Annotated in this window: 13 protein-coding genes; 3 read left to right on the forward strand and 10 right to left on the reverse strand. The window is 68.7% G+C overall.

What is annotated here, in order from left to right:
* Positions 1–106: 106 nt before the first annotated feature.
* The 5 genes from P6144_RS01080 to P6144_RS01100 all read right to left on the reverse strand — a co-directional run bounded on the left by P6144_RS01080 (position 107) and on the right by P6144_RS01100 (position 6,893).
* Entirely contained in the window at positions 107–1,039 is a 933-nt protein-coding gene (locus P6144_RS01080; protein ID WP_277765876.1) for an AEC family transporter, read from the reverse strand.
* 118 nt (positions 1,040–1,157) lie between these two features.
* Positions 1,158–2,219 carry a glycosyltransferase gene (locus tag P6144_RS01085; RefSeq protein WP_277765877.1) on the reverse strand — a complete coding sequence of 354 codons (1,062 nt, stop codon included), beginning with the start codon at positions 2,217–2,219 and terminating at the stop codon, positions 1,158–1,160.
* Complete coding sequence (locus P6144_RS01090; protein ID WP_277765878.1) at positions 2,216–4,630, reverse strand: aminotransferase class I/II-fold pyridoxal phosphate-dependent enzyme; 2,415 nt, start codon at positions 4,628–4,630, stop codon at positions 2,216–2,218. The genes P6144_RS01085 and P6144_RS01090 overlap by 4 nt, the downstream gene beginning before the upstream one ends.
* Positions 4,631–4,728: 98 nt before the next feature.
* Positions 4,729–5,187, reverse strand: a complete 459-nt coding sequence (locus P6144_RS01095) for a YaiI/YqxD family protein (RefSeq protein ID WP_277765879.1) — start codon at positions 5,185–5,187, stop codon at positions 4,729–4,731.
* On the reverse strand, positions 5,184–6,893 hold the full coding sequence (locus P6144_RS01100; RefSeq protein ID WP_277765880.1) for a DEAD/DEAH box helicase: 1,710 nt from the start codon (positions 6,891–6,893) through the stop codon (positions 5,184–5,186). Before P6144_RS01100 ends, P6144_RS01095 begins: the two co-directional genes overlap by 4 nt.
* Positions 6,894–7,415: 522 nt before the next feature.
* Between P6144_RS01100 and P6144_RS01105 the strand changes: the two genes are divergently transcribed.
* Positions 7,416–7,742, forward strand: coding sequence for a hypothetical protein (locus tag P6144_RS01105; RefSeq protein WP_277765881.1), 327 nt, complete (start codon positions 7,416–7,418; stop codon positions 7,740–7,742).
* A 49-nt stretch (positions 7,743–7,791) separates the two neighbouring features.
* On the opposite strand, the gene P6144_RS01110 is transcribed toward P6144_RS01105, so the two are convergent.
* The gene (locus tag P6144_RS01110; RefSeq protein WP_277765882.1) at positions 7,792–8,631 is read right to left on the reverse strand and encodes an SDR family oxidoreductase; all 840 of its coding nucleotides are present in this window, start codon (positions 8,629–8,631) and stop codon (positions 7,792–7,794) included.
* An 81-nt stretch (positions 8,632–8,712) separates the two neighbouring features.
* Here P6144_RS01110 and P6144_RS01115 point away from each other — a divergent pair, with 81 nt between their 5' ends.
* Complete coding sequence (locus P6144_RS01115; protein WP_277765883.1) at positions 8,713–9,117, forward strand: helix-turn-helix domain-containing protein; 405 nt, start codon at positions 8,713–8,715, stop codon at positions 9,115–9,117.
* A gap of 81 nt (positions 9,118–9,198) precedes the next feature.
* Here P6144_RS01115 and P6144_RS01120 read toward each other — a convergent pair whose 3' ends face one another.
* The gene (locus P6144_RS01120) at positions 9,199–10,581 is read right to left on the reverse strand and encodes a methyl-accepting chemotaxis protein (protein WP_277765884.1); all 1,383 of its coding nucleotides are present in this window, start codon (positions 10,579–10,581) and stop codon (positions 9,199–9,201) included.
* Positions 10,582–10,823: 242 nt separating this feature from the next.
* Positions 10,824–11,987: an NAD(P)/FAD-dependent oxidoreductase gene (locus P6144_RS01125; protein WP_277765885.1), complete on the reverse strand. Its 1,164-nt coding sequence runs from the start codon at positions 11,985–11,987 to the stop codon at positions 10,824–10,826.
* A gap of 78 nt (positions 11,988–12,065) precedes the next feature.
* Between P6144_RS01125 and P6144_RS01130 the strand changes: the two genes are divergently transcribed.
* Positions 12,066–12,497: a hypothetical protein gene (locus P6144_RS01130; protein ID WP_277765886.1), complete on the forward strand. Its 432-nt coding sequence runs from the start codon at positions 12,066–12,068 to the stop codon at positions 12,495–12,497.
* Here P6144_RS01130 and P6144_RS01135 read toward each other — a convergent pair.
* On the reverse strand, positions 12,491–12,670 hold the full coding sequence (locus tag P6144_RS01135; RefSeq protein WP_277765887.1) for a hypothetical protein: 180 nt from the start codon (positions 12,668–12,670) through the stop codon (positions 12,491–12,493). The two genes, P6144_RS01130 and P6144_RS01135, sit on opposite strands and share 7 nt — an antisense overlap.
* Before the next feature lie 88 nt (positions 12,671–12,758).
* Complete coding sequence (locus tag P6144_RS01140) at positions 12,759–13,016, reverse strand: SWIB/MDM2 domain-containing protein (protein ID WP_277765888.1); 258 nt, start codon at positions 13,014–13,016, stop codon at positions 12,759–12,761.
* Positions 13,017–13,139 lie beyond the last annotated feature (123 nt).

Here is a 13,139-nt window from a genome sequence, read left to right on the forward strand (position 1 = left end):
GTGCCGGGGGGGGGGGGAGGGCACGGAGCTGGCTTCTGGGAGGGAGAACGCCGCGGTCCTGGCCCGGTTCCGCCGAATGCGGTGAACCGAGCGAAGAATATGCGGCTCAGGCGAGCGCCAGGTACAGCGTGATGGTCAGCAGCGATGCGAGCGTGGAGACCAGCACGACGCGCGCGGTGATGCCGGCCTCGCGGCCATAGAATTCCGCAACCATGAAGGGGCCGGTGCCGGTCGGCAGCGCCGCGAGCAGCACGGCAGCGGCAGCGAGCGGCGGCGCGAGGTGGAAGAGCTGGGTCGCCAGCAGCCAGGTGACCAGCGGCTGGAGCAGCAGCTTCATCGCGGCCAGCAGCGCCACCGTGCCTACCGGGGCGGGGCCGCCGTCGCGCTTCTCGGCGATGAACAGGCCCAGCGCGACCAGCGCGCAGGGCGAGGCGGCGCCGCCGAGCAGCGTCAGGAACTTGTCCACCGGTTCGGGCACCGGGATGCCGAAGGCGAGGAAAAGCGCGCCGAGCGCGGGGGCCACGAGCAGCGGGTTGGTGCCGAGCGCGCGCGCGACGCTGGCCGCCATCCGTGCGGGATGGCGCTCGGTCTGGATGCCGATCTCGATCAGCAGCAGCGCGAAGCCGAACAGCACGCACACGGTGAGGATCGAGGCGATCAGCGTGGGGGTCTGCGCGGCGGGGCCGAGCACGGCGGCGGTCAGGGGGAAGCCGATAAAGGCGGTATTGGCATAGCCGGCATTGAGCCCGTCAACCGCGGCATCGGCGAGGTGCCGGCCGCCGCGCAGCCGCAGCAGCACCGTCAGCACGAGCACGATCCCCGCGCCCAGCCCGAACGCGGCGATGAAGCCGGGCTGCCAGATCGCGCCCCACCGCGCCTTGGCGACGATGTCGAACAGCAGCGCCGGCAGCGCGAGAAAGACGACGAAGCGGTTGAGCTCGCGGGTGGCGTGCGGCCCGAGCATGCCGGTGCGCCGCGCGCCCCAGCCGGCGGCGATCAGCGCGAATATCGGCAGCACGATGAGGAGGATCGAAAGCATCTGGCCTGGGCAGGCGGAAGGGAAGCCGCCCGCCTAGGCGCTTCGCGCGGCACGCACCAATGCGAATTGGCGCACCGGCGATTGTTCAGACGGCAATCGTGGTCCGGATGCTGCGCAACTAGAGCGCGACGCCGAGCCCGCGGCCGATCGCCCGCACCCGGCCGATCAGCGGCGAGATCAGACGGTCCGGGTCGTTGGCGGGCAGGTGGACGCTGTCGGGCAGCACGGCCATCGCCTGGCGCAGCGTCACCGCGCCCTGGCGCAGCGCCGGCCGGGCGACGAGCCACCAGAGCCGGGCATGCTCGCCATCGACTTCGATCCGCTCCTGCGGCGTGAGCGGCGTGCGCGCGACATGATCGGCATGGAGCGCGGCGAGGATGCGCGAGAGCTGGCCGAGGATCAGCAGATCGGGCACCGGCTCGCGCGCCATGAAATAGCGGACGACGAGTTCGGCGTTGGCCTGGGCCTCGTCTTCGCCGAACACCGGCAGATAGCGCTCGGCGAGCACCCGCGCGGCGCTGGCGGCCATCATCTCGGCGAACTTTTTCGACGCGCCGCCGGGATGGCAGCGATAGAGAAGCTGGGCCTCGTCGAGCCGGGCGATCTGCCCGAAGCGGCTGAGCCGGTGATAGAGGTCGAAATCCTCGGCATAGCGGACCTGGGGCCGCTCGAACGGCGAGAGCAGCCGGGCGGCGTCGGCGCGGAACATGACGGTGGACCAGACCAGCGGATTCTGGGTGAGCAGCAGCCAGTCGATCACCGCGGGCGTGAGCGCGTGGTCGCCGGGCCAGGGAGTGACCTGGCCGTTCTCGAGCAGCTCGGCGGCGGTGGCGACGAGCACGGTGCCGGGATTGGCATCGAGATGCGCCACCTGCGCGGCAAAGCGGCCGGGCTTGCACAGGTCGTCCTGGTCGAGCCCGGCAATGTAGCGGCCGCGCGCCGCGGCAAAGGCCTGGTTGCGGGCAAGGACGGGGCCGCCATTCTGCTCGGCGTGGAGCACGGTGATGCGCGGATCGGTGAGCCTCGCTAGCAGGGCGCGGGTGTCGTCGGTCGAGCAATCGTCGACGATCACCAGCTCCCAGTCGGTGAAGTCCTGCGCGAGGACGCTGTCGATGGTCGCGCCGATCCACGCCGCGCCGTTATAGGCCGGCATGATAACGCTGACCGTCGGCGCGCTCATGCGGCGAGGCTCACGGCGTGGCCGAGCAGCTGGTCGACGATGAGCTGGCCGACATCGTTCTGCCACTGCCACAGCCCGTTGGCCTTGCCCTTGAAGCTCTTCTCGCCGCCGAGACGGCCCTCAGGCACGAAACCCGCGGCGAGGCCGATGCCATAGGCGCCGGGCAGCGGATGGCCTTCGGCATCGGTGACGCGGCAGAGTTGGTCGGCAAGGCGCGGGCGCCCCGGGGCATGCGCGGCCAGTGCGATGCGTTCGCCCTCGGCATCGAACAGCGGGAGCGCGTAGGGGCGATAGCCGAGCGCGGCGACCACCACGTCCGCCTCGGCGAGGATGCGGCTGGTCTCGGGGTCCGGGCCGGCGATCTGGTGGAGCTGTACGCGTGGATCGGGGGTACGGCCGCCGACGCGGAGCATGCGCAGCACCAGTTCGCGCGCCTCGAGCCGGAAGCCGGCCAGGCGATAGACGAAGCCCGAGAGCGAGCAGATGTCGTCGGGGCCGAAATCGGTGAAGCCATCGGCATGCGCGGCTTCGGCCGAGGGATACCAGGGGCGCAGCGCCTCGCGGTGGAGCAGGCTAAGGCTCTCGGCGCCGAACGGGATGTCCGACTTGAGCAGGAGGACCGCCGAGGCGATCGCGGACGTGGAGGCGCCGATGATCGCGATCCGGGGCGCGCGGGTGTGGGCGATGCGCGCGCGCAGGCGTTCCATGCCGCCGGTGCGCAGCATGTCGTCGCACAGCATCAGCCGATCGCCGACCTGATCGGCCAGCGGCGTGCCGGCGACCGGGGCCGCGGCGATGTCGCTTCCCGACTGATAGCCGCCGGTGGCGACGACGATGTTCTCGGAGAGCAGCTCGCGCTCCTTGCCGGTGGCGAGGTCGCGGATCCGGGTCTGCCACAGCCCGGCTGCGGTGCGGCGGGAATCGAGTACTTCGTGGCGGGTGAGGACGCTGCCGCCCGCCTCGGTGACCACGGCGCCGACGCGCTGGCCCATCGCCTCGAGGAACGCGCCGGTGCGGTGGAGCGGTACGCCGAGCTTGCCGATATAGCCGGCGATCTCCTTCGCCGCGGGATGCTCCATCAGTGCGGCGATGCCGGGCTCGGGATTGTCCTTCACGGCGCTGAGGAAGGTCTCGGCCGTGCTGTCCGAGGTGATCGCGTAGTTGGCCAGCTGGCCGGCGCCGAGGCTGGCGTCGCGCTCGACCACGGCGAGGCCGGCGGCCAGCTCGCGCAGCTTGCCCTTCTTGCTCGCCGAGATGAGGAAGGCGACCCCCGCGGGGCCGCCGCCGATCAGGACGGTGGAAAGGACTTTGGGCTGCGGCGCGGGCGCGACGATCCGCGGCTTGCGCAGCGCGGCGTGGAGCGCGTCACAGATGGTGGCGACGTCGCGCGCGTCCATCGTGTCGGTGATCGGGAGCGAGAGCATCCGCTTCGACAGGTCGTCTGCCACCGGCGTGGTGCCGGTGATGCAGGTTTCGCGAAAATAGGGCTGCTCGCCGATATGCGGGCTGAAATAATGGCCCGAACCGATGCCCTGCTCGGCGAGGCTGGCCATCACCGCGGTACGATCGGCGCTTTCAGCCAGCAGCATCGGCATGAACTGCGCGACCTGGCGCCGGGCATGGCTGTGCTGGAAGGTGACCGAATCCCCCAACGTCTCGCGATAGACGCGGTCGAGCGCGGCGCGGTGACCGGCTACCGCTTCGATATCGTCGAGCTTGGCGCGAGCCATCAGGCCGAGCAGCTCGGGCAGCTTGGCGTTGATGCCTTCCTGGGTGGCGGTACGCGGGGCGCCGAAGCCGAAATTCTGCATGCGGCGGAGCACCTGGATACGGTTCTCGTCCGCGGAGTAGATCAAGCCGCCCTCGGCCGTGGCGAAGGTTTTGGTCGCGTGCATCGAGAAGACGCAGGTGGCGCGCGATCCGGTGCCGAAGCCGCGGCCGGCGGCATCGAGGCTGCCGAGCGACGCGGCGGCGTCGACGACCAGGCCGACATTGTAGCGGTCGGCAAGTGCCTGATAGGCGGCCAGGTCGATGCCGCAGCCGAACGTGTCATAGGGCACGATCACGGCGACTTCGGCGCCGTGACGGATAAGCGCTTCCTCCATGGCGGCAACCGAGGCGGTCCAGTCTCGCGGATCGCTGTCGACCAGGATCGGGGTCAGGCCGGCCCAGATCGCGGCATGGGCAGTCGCGGCGAAGGTGAAGGCGGGGACGAGGGCATAGCGGCCGGGGCGGCCGGTACGGGCTTCCTTGATGGCGAGCAGCAGGCCCAGCGTGGCGTTGGACACGGCCAGGGCAAAGCCTTCGCCGCCGAAGAGCTCGGCGACGGCGCGGCCTTCCATGTCGCGGACGATGGGACCGCCATTGCTGAAATAGCCGCTGGCCTCCAATGCCCGCAGCTCGTCACTCATCTCGCTCAGCCGCGGCGGGCGCGGCGCAATCAGCGGCAGTCTAAGCATGTCCCCGGCAAACCCCACACAGTAATCGCGGGAAGTTAGCCGAGCGTCTCCTAATATTGCGTAAGGGACCGCTTGAGCGAGATCAATTCCCGGTCGAGCGCCTGAAGGAACGCCGAGCGATCCGCGGACGAAAAGGGCCTGGGGCCGCCGATCTGGTCGCCGCCGGCGCGCAGATCCGCCATGATCGCCCGGGTGGCGATTGCCGCGCCGATGGAGTTCATCGTGAACGGCTTGCCATTGGGCGCCAGCACCCGGGCACCCGCCTTGAGCGCGCGGTCGGCCAGCAGGATGTCGGCCGTGATCACCACCGTGTCGCTGCCTGCCGCCTCGGCGATCCAGTCATCGGCGGCGTCGAACCCGTCGCTGACTACCTGGCGGCTGACCAGCGGATGCTGGGGCACGCGCAGCCACGAATTGCTGACGATCACCACCGGCACCTCGTGCCGCCACGCCACTTTATAGACCTCGTCCTTCACCGGGCAGGCATCGGCGTCGACGAGGACCCTCACCGCGGCGCGTGACCCCGCGGCGGACCCTTGCGGTGCGGCTTGGCCTGGTAGTTCGGGCGGTTGGGGCCGTTAGGGCCATTGCGCTGCGGGCGGGCACCCTGGACCGGCGCATCGGACTGCTCGAAGCGCACGTCCTCCTCACCCTCGGCACTGCGCGCCACGGCGGCCATGAACTTGCCGGCCAGCCCGCGCGGGATCTGGAACGCAGTCTCGTTCGGCCCGATGCGGATCGCGCCGACTTCGTTCTTGGTGATGTGGCCACGACGGCAGATCAGCGGCAGGATCCAGCGCGGATCGGCATTTTGCCGGCGACCGATGTCCATGCGGAACCACACGACATCGTCGAAGCCCGGGCGGTGCTGCCCGGCCTGGCGCTCCTCGCGCTTGTCCGAATGGCTGCGCTCGCTGAGCTCTTCCGGGGCAGGTAGCGCAGCGCGGTGCGCACGGACGAGCGCTGCGGCGATCTCTGCCGGAGTGCGCTCGGCGAGCAGGCGCTCGGCGATGGCGGCGTCTTCCTCGTCGGTCTCCACGGGCGTGAGCAGCGTGGTGATCAGCCGCTCGCGATCCTGCTCGCGGATCGCCTCGGCGCTGGGCACGTCGACCCATTCGACCGGGATGCGCGCACCCTTGAGCATCATCTCGACGCGGCGGCGGCGCTGATAGGGGACGATCAGGACCGCGGTGCCCTTCTTGCCGGCGCGGCCGGTGCGGCCCGAGCGGTGCTGCAGCGTCTCGGCATCGCGCGGCAGCTCGACATGGACGACGAGCGTGAGCGTCGGCAGGTCGATGCCGCGGGCGGCGACGTCGGTGGCGACGCAGACGCGGGCGCGCTGGTCGCGCAGCGCCTGGAGCGCGTGGTTGCGCTCGTTCTGGCTATGCTCGCCCGACAGCGCCACGGCAGAGAAGCCGCGCTCGACCAGCGTGGCGTGGAGGTGGCGGACATTGTCACGGGTCGCGCAGAACAGGATCGCCGTCTCCGCCTCGTGGAAGCGCAGCAGGTTGATCACCGCATGCTCGATATCCGAGGGGGCGACGGTCATCGCCTGGTAGCTGATGTCGCCATGCCCGCGGTCCTCGCCGACCGTCGAGATGCGCAGCGCGTCCTGCTGGTAGCGCTTGGCCAGGGCCACGATCGGCTTGGGCATCGTCGCCGAGAAAAGCAGCGTGCGGCGGGTTTCCGGCGTCGCGTCGAGGATCGCCTCGAGATCGTCGCGGAAGCCCATGTCGAGCATCTCATCGGCCTCGTCGAGGACGATGGCACGCAGCGCCGAAAGGTCGAGCGCGCCACGCTCGAGATGGTCGCGCAGGCGGCCCGGAGTACCGACGACGATATGCGCGCCGAAGTTGAGCTGCCGGCGCTCCTTCGAGGCGTCCATGCCGCCGACGCAGGTCGCGATACGCGCACCGGTGGGGCCGTAGAGCCAGATCAGCTCGCGGCTGACCTGGAGCGCAAGCTCGCGGGTGGGGGCGATGATCAGCGCGTGCGGCTCGCGGGTGGGCACGACGCGGCCATCCTCGCCGAGCAGCTCGGGATGCATCGCCAGGCCGAACGCGACGGTCTTGCCCGAGCCGGTCTGGGCCGAGACGATGAGATCGCGGCCGGCAGCTTCCGGGGCGATGACGGCGGCCTGCACGGCCGTGGGCGCAGCATAGCCACGCGATGCGAGCGCTTCGGCGAGAAGCGCAGGGAGTTCAGCAAATGACATGAGACCCCGCACATGGGCTCGTGGGAGCGCTACCGCAAGGGAAAAGAGGGTTGCGCGCGCAGGACGTGGCTTTGTGTCGTTCAACCGGCAGGTTGAGCAATTAAATGGCCGATTTCGGCGGTTTTCGGTTGCCAGCTGTAAATTCCTTACAGCGAAAACATTGACTCCGTTGACTTGGCCCCACGTGCGCGGGGCGCGGCAAGGGGTGGTGGAGTCGGCTCGAGGCTGCATCCGACAGGGTAGATCAGACGAAATCCTACATTGCCATGGAAAAGGTGATCCTTGCCGGCCGGGCGAGCCGATGTCAGGCTCGACGTCATGGGATCCCGTCTTCATTTCGTCGGCAGTGGCGTTGGTATTGCTGCACTATTTGCGTGCTTCCCGGCATTCGCCCAGGCCGCGGCGACCGAACCTCCGCGTTGTGCGACCGGGCATAGAGGCGCGGATTGCCTCGCCGCGTTCGCCGTCGATCTCGATGGGGATCAGGAGCTTGACCAGGTGAGCCTGGCGGTCGACCCGAGAATGGGCCTCTACTATGTGGTGGTCTATACGCATTCGGGCCGGCAGCTCTGGCCGTTCGCGGGAAGCTTCGACCGCAAGACCGATCATGTCATGCTGACCGCACGTTCGGGCGGTGGGGATCTCCGCTGTCGCCACTGGGCGGCGAGGAAATGGTGCGGCTATCCGGTGGTGACGCATGATCTTCCCCGCACCGTGCTGTACCTGTCGGACAGCAAGCGCGGCGACTTCGTGCTCTATATCCCGCAGCCCTATGGCCATGACTTCAACGCCGACGGAATCTTCAGGATCATGCCCGCGCTGGACGGGCCGATGCGGGACATGCCCTAGTCCGTCCGCCACCCCGGCTTCGAGCCGGTGTGGCGGAAGGAGCCGAGGTTCAGGCCAGAAGCGCCTTCACGCCGTCGGTGAGGCTGGTGGTCGGGTGACCGATCAGCTTCGAAAGCGCATGGCCGTCGTCGAACAGCGCGCCGTCGGCGATATCGGCGTCCCAGCCGGCGAGCATCCCGGCGACCGGGGCGGGGAGGCCGGCCCCGGCGAGCGCAGCGGCATAATCGGCGACAGAGAGATTGCGATAGGGAATGGTGCGGCCCGCCTGGCGCGAGACCTCGGCGGCGAGATCGGCGAGGGTAAAGGCGGTGTCGCCGGCCAGCTCATAGGTCTTGCCGTCATGCCCCGTATCGGTGAGCACCGCCACCGCGGCATCGGCATAGTCGGCGCGAGTGGCGGCGGCGATGCGGCCGTCGCCGGCGGCACCGATCAGCGCGCCGTGTGCGAGCGCGGCCTGCACGCCGCTGGCATAATTTTCGATATACCAGCCGTTGCGCAGGATCGTGTGGGGGATGCCGGAGGCGGCGAGCGCGCGCTCGGTTTCGAGATGCTCGGTGGCGAGGCTGAGCGCGCTGCTGTCGGCGCGCAGCAGGCTGGTATAGGCGATGCGGGCGACGCCGGCCTGCTTCGCGGCGGCGATTACCGCCCGGTGCTGCGGCACGCGCTTGCCGACTTCGCTGCCCGAGATCAGCAGCAGCGTATCGATGCCGGCGAGCGCGGCGGCATCGGGCGCGTCATAGTCGAAGGCGCGGACTGCGACGCCGAGATCGGACGCCCTTTCCGGGCTGCGGGCGAGCGCGACGATCTGGCCGGCGGGCAGCCTGGCCTTGAGCTTGGCGATGACGATGCGGCCGAGCTGGCCGGTGGCTCCGGTGATGGCGATGGTCATGGGTCCGTTCCTCTTGATGGGTGACGGACGCCCAGATATTGGCCTTGCTTACTATTCGTAAGTACATACATTGAAGTAAGTATGGAAAAAACTTCGAACGTCCCTGGCGAGCCCTTTTCGACCCGCGTGCGCCGAGGCGCGCTGCTCGAGCGCAACTGCCCGTCGCGCGAGGTGCTGAAGCACATCTCCAGCCAATGGGGGGTGCTGATCCTGATCGTGCTGGAGGGCGGCACGCACCGGTTCAGCGAACTGCGCCGCAAGGTGGACGGAGTGAGCGAGCGGATGCTGGCGCAGACACTGCAATGGCTGGAGGGCGACGGGTTGGTCGAGCGGATCGCCTATCCGGTGGTGCCGCCGCATGTGGAATACAGCCTGACGCCGATCGGGCGCGAGGCGGCGGGGCATATCCGCGCGCTTGCCGACTGGATCGAAGTGCGGTTGCCCGACATTTGCGACGCGCAGGCAGCACGGCTGGCGGCGGAATAGGTTTCAGGGCCGGGACTGCGCCTGCCGCAAACCCCGCCGAGCGGAGTGGGGGCGCCGCATCGCGACGCCCCCCGGCCGGGATCAGAAGCTGGCCCATTCCTCGCTGGCTACGGTCTTGGCCGTCGGCCGGGCAGCGGCGAGCGGCTTGACCGGCGAGACATAGCCGCGCGGCTTTTGCGGGCGCGACGGCACATTGGTGCGCGCGGCGGCGCCGACGTCGAACTTCGCAGCCTGCTCGCCCAGCGCGGCGACTTCGCCGGTGAGGTTGCGCGCGGCGGCCGAAGTCTGCTCGACCATTGCGGCATTCTGCTGGGTCGACTGGTCCATCGTGCCGATCGCGGCGCTGATCTGGGTGATCGCAGTCGCCTGGGCCTGGTTGTCGCCGGCCATCTGCCCGAGCAGCGCATGGACCTCGCCGACATCGCCCGAGATATTGGCGAGCGCGCCGTCGACCTTCTGCACCATCTCCACCGCCGCGACGATGTCGGTCTGGGTAGCGGTCAGCTGATCGCGGGCGCGGCCGGCTTCCTCCTCGGCACGCATGGCGAGCGCGCTGACCAGGTCCGCGACGACCGCGAAGCCGCGGCCTGCTTCGCCGGCGCGACCGGCTTCCACCGCGGCGTTCATCGCGAGAACGCGCGTCTGGAAGGCGATCTTGTCGAGGCCCTCGATCACGCTGTCGATGCCCTTGGCGCTATCGCTGACGCGGGTCATCGCCTGCACCGCCTCTTCGGCGATCGAGCGGCCGCCTTCGACCGTGGCGATGGCGCCATCGGCGCGCTCGACGGTGCGGCTGGCAGCCTCGGCAGTGGCCTTGAGACGGCCATCCATCTGCGCGACGGCGGCCGAGGTCTCTTCCAGGCTCGCGGCATTGGCTTCGGTGCGGCGGGCCAGGTCTTCCGAGGCCTGGGCGATCTCGCCCGAGCCGGTCTGGATCGTCGCCGCCGATTCCATCACCGAGCCGATCAGCCCGCGCAGGCTGACCATCGCTTCGTTGAAATTGGCCTTGAGACCGGCATAGCCGGCGGGGAAGCCAGTGCCGATATCGGCGGTGAGGTCGCCGGCGGTCAGCCGCTCGAGGCTGGTGCCGAGAAGCGTCACTGCGACCGACTGTTCCTCGGCCTGCTTGGCCTGCTCGACTGCGTTGTCCCGGAAGGTGAGCATCGCCTTGGTCATGCGGCCGACGCAATCCTCATAGTCGGTGAACTGGATCGCGCTGGTGAGGTCGCCGGCGGCGAGACCCTCCATGCGGACGACGGTGCCGACATAGGGATCGGCGATCGCGCTGCGAAAGCGGACGCACTGGATCGCGGCGCCGGCGATCAGCACCGCCACCACGGGCAGCGCGATCATCGTGGGCGCGAGCAGCGCGACGAGCGCGACCAGCGTCATGACACCCATCAGCGAGCTGAAGGCAACGAGCAGTTTGAGACGTATCGGGGCCTTGGCCTGGAACCAATGCATAGGAATCCTCCTGCGTGGCTCCAGCGAGATGCATCCCCGTGAAGCCTGTGTGGACGCACGGCAACGCAGGAAGCGGCACCGGCTTCCCCTTTGTAGAAGACACGCGGCGGAAACATTCGAAATTACGTAAATTACAATACGGGGTTCTACGGTAGGAATAGGGTCAATTCGGACCGAAATATCGCATTTTACGCTACGGAAACCGCGAACATTACAAATTTTTTAGAGACGATGCGCGGGCGCTATACGGCCTGTCCGGCGGCCCGTCCGCTCGCCCATGCCCATTGGAAATTATAGCCGCCGAGCCAGCCGGTGACGTCCACCGCCTCGCCGATCGCGTAGAGGCCGGGCAGCTTGCGCGCTTCCATGGTCTGCGAGCTCAATTCGGCGGTGCTGATCCCGCCGACGGTGACTTCGGCCTTGGCATAGCCTTCGGTGCCGTTGGGCGCGAAGCGCCAGTCGGCGAGGGCGCGGGCGGCATCCTCGAGCCTGCGGTCGGGGGTGTTGGCGAGCTCGGTGGGGAGGGCGAGCTTCTCGGCCAGCGCGTCGGCCAGGCGATCGGGGAGGGCTTCGCCGAGCAGCTTGCGCAGCGTGACGCGGGGCCGGGCACGCTTGGCGGCGAGCAGCCAGCCGGGCTCGGCATTGGGCAGGAAATCGATCGCGATGCTCTCGCCGTGGCGCCAATAGCTCGAGACCTGGAGGATCGCCGGGCCCGAAAGGCCGCGATGGGTGAACAGCGCCGCCTCGCGGAACGCCGCCTTGCCGGCGCGCGCGGTCACTTCGGTCGAGACGCCGGAAAGCTCGCGGAACAGCGCTTCCTCGCCGCTCAGGGTGAGCGGGACGAGGGCGGGGCGGGGCTCGACCACCTTGAGCCCGAACTGGCGGGCAAGCTCATAGGCGAAGCCGGTGGCGCCCATTTTGGGGATCGAGGGGCCGCCGGTGGCGATCACCAGCGCCGGGGCCTCGGCGACGCGCTTGCCACAGGTGATGCGGAAACGGGCATCGCCGTGCTCGACCCGGGGCGCATCGCCGAGCCAGATCTCGACGCCGCCCCGCGCGCACTCGTCGAGCAGCATGTCGACGATCTGGCGGGCAGAGCCGTCGCAGAAGAGCTGGCCGAGCGTCTTCTCGTGCCAGGCGATGCGGTGGCGCTCGACCAGGTCGAGGAAATCCTGCGCGGTGTAGCGGCCGAGCGCGGACTTCATGAAATGCGGGTTCTGCGAGAGGTAGCGATCCGGCGCGGTGCCGATATTGGTGAAGTTGCAGCGCCCGCCGCCCGAGATCAGGATCTTCTTGCCCGGCGCATCGGCATGATCGACCAGCAGCACGCGCCTGCCGCGCTGGCCGGCGGTGAGCGCGCACATCAGCCCCGCGGCGCCGGCTCCCAAGATGATCGCGTCATACATTGCGGCGGGCCTAGCAGTTGTTCAGGCTGCGGCAAGCGGTGGTGCGGGATCGTTGCACAACTGGAAGGAGAATAGGGGATGCACTTCCCGATTGTCGCGGCGCTGCTCGCCGCATCCGTTGCCCAGGACGATCCGTTCTGCGCCGACATCAGCCGCCTTTCGGCGGCGGCCGGCGAGGAGAAGCCGTTCGAAAGCCTCTATCAGGCGAAGTTCGTGCCGCGACTGCTGAACAGCTGCCAGCGCGGGGTGGGCTATTTCTGCCACCGGAGCCTGTTGCCGCCGGAGATCACCTACGAGACGATGGCAACGCGGATCGCGGCGTGCCTGCCCGGCGCAGTCAAGGCGATGCCGGCGCAGCAATGGCCCGGCATCCGGCGCGTGACCGTAACCGGCGGGGGGCTGTTCTTCGATATCGAGGAGACCGGCAGCGACCGCGCCCATGTCGGGCGCATCCTCCACATCGAGATCCGCTCCGAGAAGCAGCCCCGGCCCGAACACTGGTATCAGTGAAGCTTGGCGATGCTGAGCCCGTCGAGCTTGGCGCGCTCCTTCACCGATTCCTCGCTGCGGGTAAGCGCCTTTGCGATCGCCCGCAGTGCCATGCCCTTCTTGGCGAGCGTATGGAGCTTCTGGATCTCGTCGGCGCGCCAGGGCTGGCGGTGACGCTCGAACTTCTCGGCCATCGGTATCTCCTCAAAGCAAAAGGGCGGGCCCCGATCGGGAACCCGCCCTTCGCGTTTTCAGCGGCGGGGCACGGGGCCCCGGGCCGGCTTACTTGACGTGCTTCGCGATGTGCTTGTTCATCTCGAACATCGTCACCTTGTCGGCGCCGAAGATCGGCTTGAGCGTCGCGTCCGCGAGGATCTCGCGCTTGTTCGCCGGGTTCTGGAGATTGTTCTTCTTGATGTAGTCCCACATCTTCGAAACGATCTCGCTGCGCGGCAGCGGCGCAGAGCCCGTGATCTTGGCCAGCTCTGCGGAAGGGGTCACCGGCTTGGCGATGCCGCCGCGTGCTTTGGTCTCGGCCATAAAGTCTTCTCCTGTTCCTGCCCTTGGACGGGGCTATGCCTTCGTGGGCGCTAGCGGCTTGTGCGAACCCTCCGCCGCCTGTCACGCCTACGATGTACCGTGGTGAGGGCGTTACTCCTCACC

Source organism: Sphingomonas sp. HITSZ_GF (genome assembly GCF_029543155.1).
Lineage (GTDB): Bacteria > Pseudomonadota > Alphaproteobacteria > Sphingomonadales > Sphingomonadaceae > Sphingomonas.

What these genes read in the sequence shown, in the direction of transcription:
- P6144_RS01080 (WP_277765876.1), bottom strand. Translation starts at nt 1,039, where the DNA reads ATGCTTTCGATCCTCCTCATCGTGCTGCCGATATTCGCGCTGATCGCC.
- P6144_RS01085 (WP_277765877.1), bottom strand. Translation starts at nt 2,219, where the DNA reads ATGAGCGCGCCGACGGTCAGCGTTATCATGCCGGCCTATAACGGCGCG.
- P6144_RS01090 (WP_277765878.1), bottom strand. Translation starts at nt 4,630, where the DNA reads ATGAGTGACGAGCTGCGGGCATTGGAGGCCAGCGGCTATTTCAGCAAT.
- P6144_RS01100 (WP_277765880.1), bottom strand. Translation starts at nt 6,893, where the DNA reads ATGTCATTTGCTGAACTCCCTGCGCTTCTCGCCGAAGCGCTCGCATCG.
- P6144_RS01105 (WP_277765881.1), top strand. Translation starts at nt 7,416, where the DNA reads ATGGGCCTCTACTATGTGGTGGTCTATACGCATTCGGGCCGGCAGCTC.
- P6144_RS01110 (WP_277765882.1), bottom strand. Translation starts at nt 8,631, where the DNA reads ATGACCATCGCCATCACCGGAGCCACCGGCCAGCTCGGCCGCATCGTC.
- P6144_RS01115 (WP_277765883.1), top strand. Translation starts at nt 8,713, where the DNA reads ATGGAAAAAACTTCGAACGTCCCTGGCGAGCCCTTTTCGACCCGCGTG.
- P6144_RS01120 (WP_277765884.1), bottom strand. Translation starts at nt 10,581, where the DNA reads ATGCATTGGTTCCAGGCCAAGGCCCCGATACGTCTCAAACTGCTCGTT.
- P6144_RS01125 (WP_277765885.1), bottom strand. Translation starts at nt 11,987, where the DNA reads ATGTATGACGCGATCATCTTGGGAGCCGGCGCCGCGGGGCTGATGTGC.
- P6144_RS01130 (WP_277765886.1), top strand. Translation starts at nt 12,066, where the DNA reads ATGCACTTCCCGATTGTCGCGGCGCTGCTCGCCGCATCCGTTGCCCAG.
- P6144_RS01135 (WP_277765887.1), bottom strand. Translation starts at nt 12,670, where the DNA reads ATGGCCGAGAAGTTCGAGCGTCACCGCCAGCCCTGGCGCGCCGACGAG.
- P6144_RS01140 (WP_277765888.1), bottom strand. Translation starts at nt 13,016, where the DNA reads ATGGCCGAGACCAAAGCACGCGGCGGCATCGCCAAGCCGGTGACCCCT.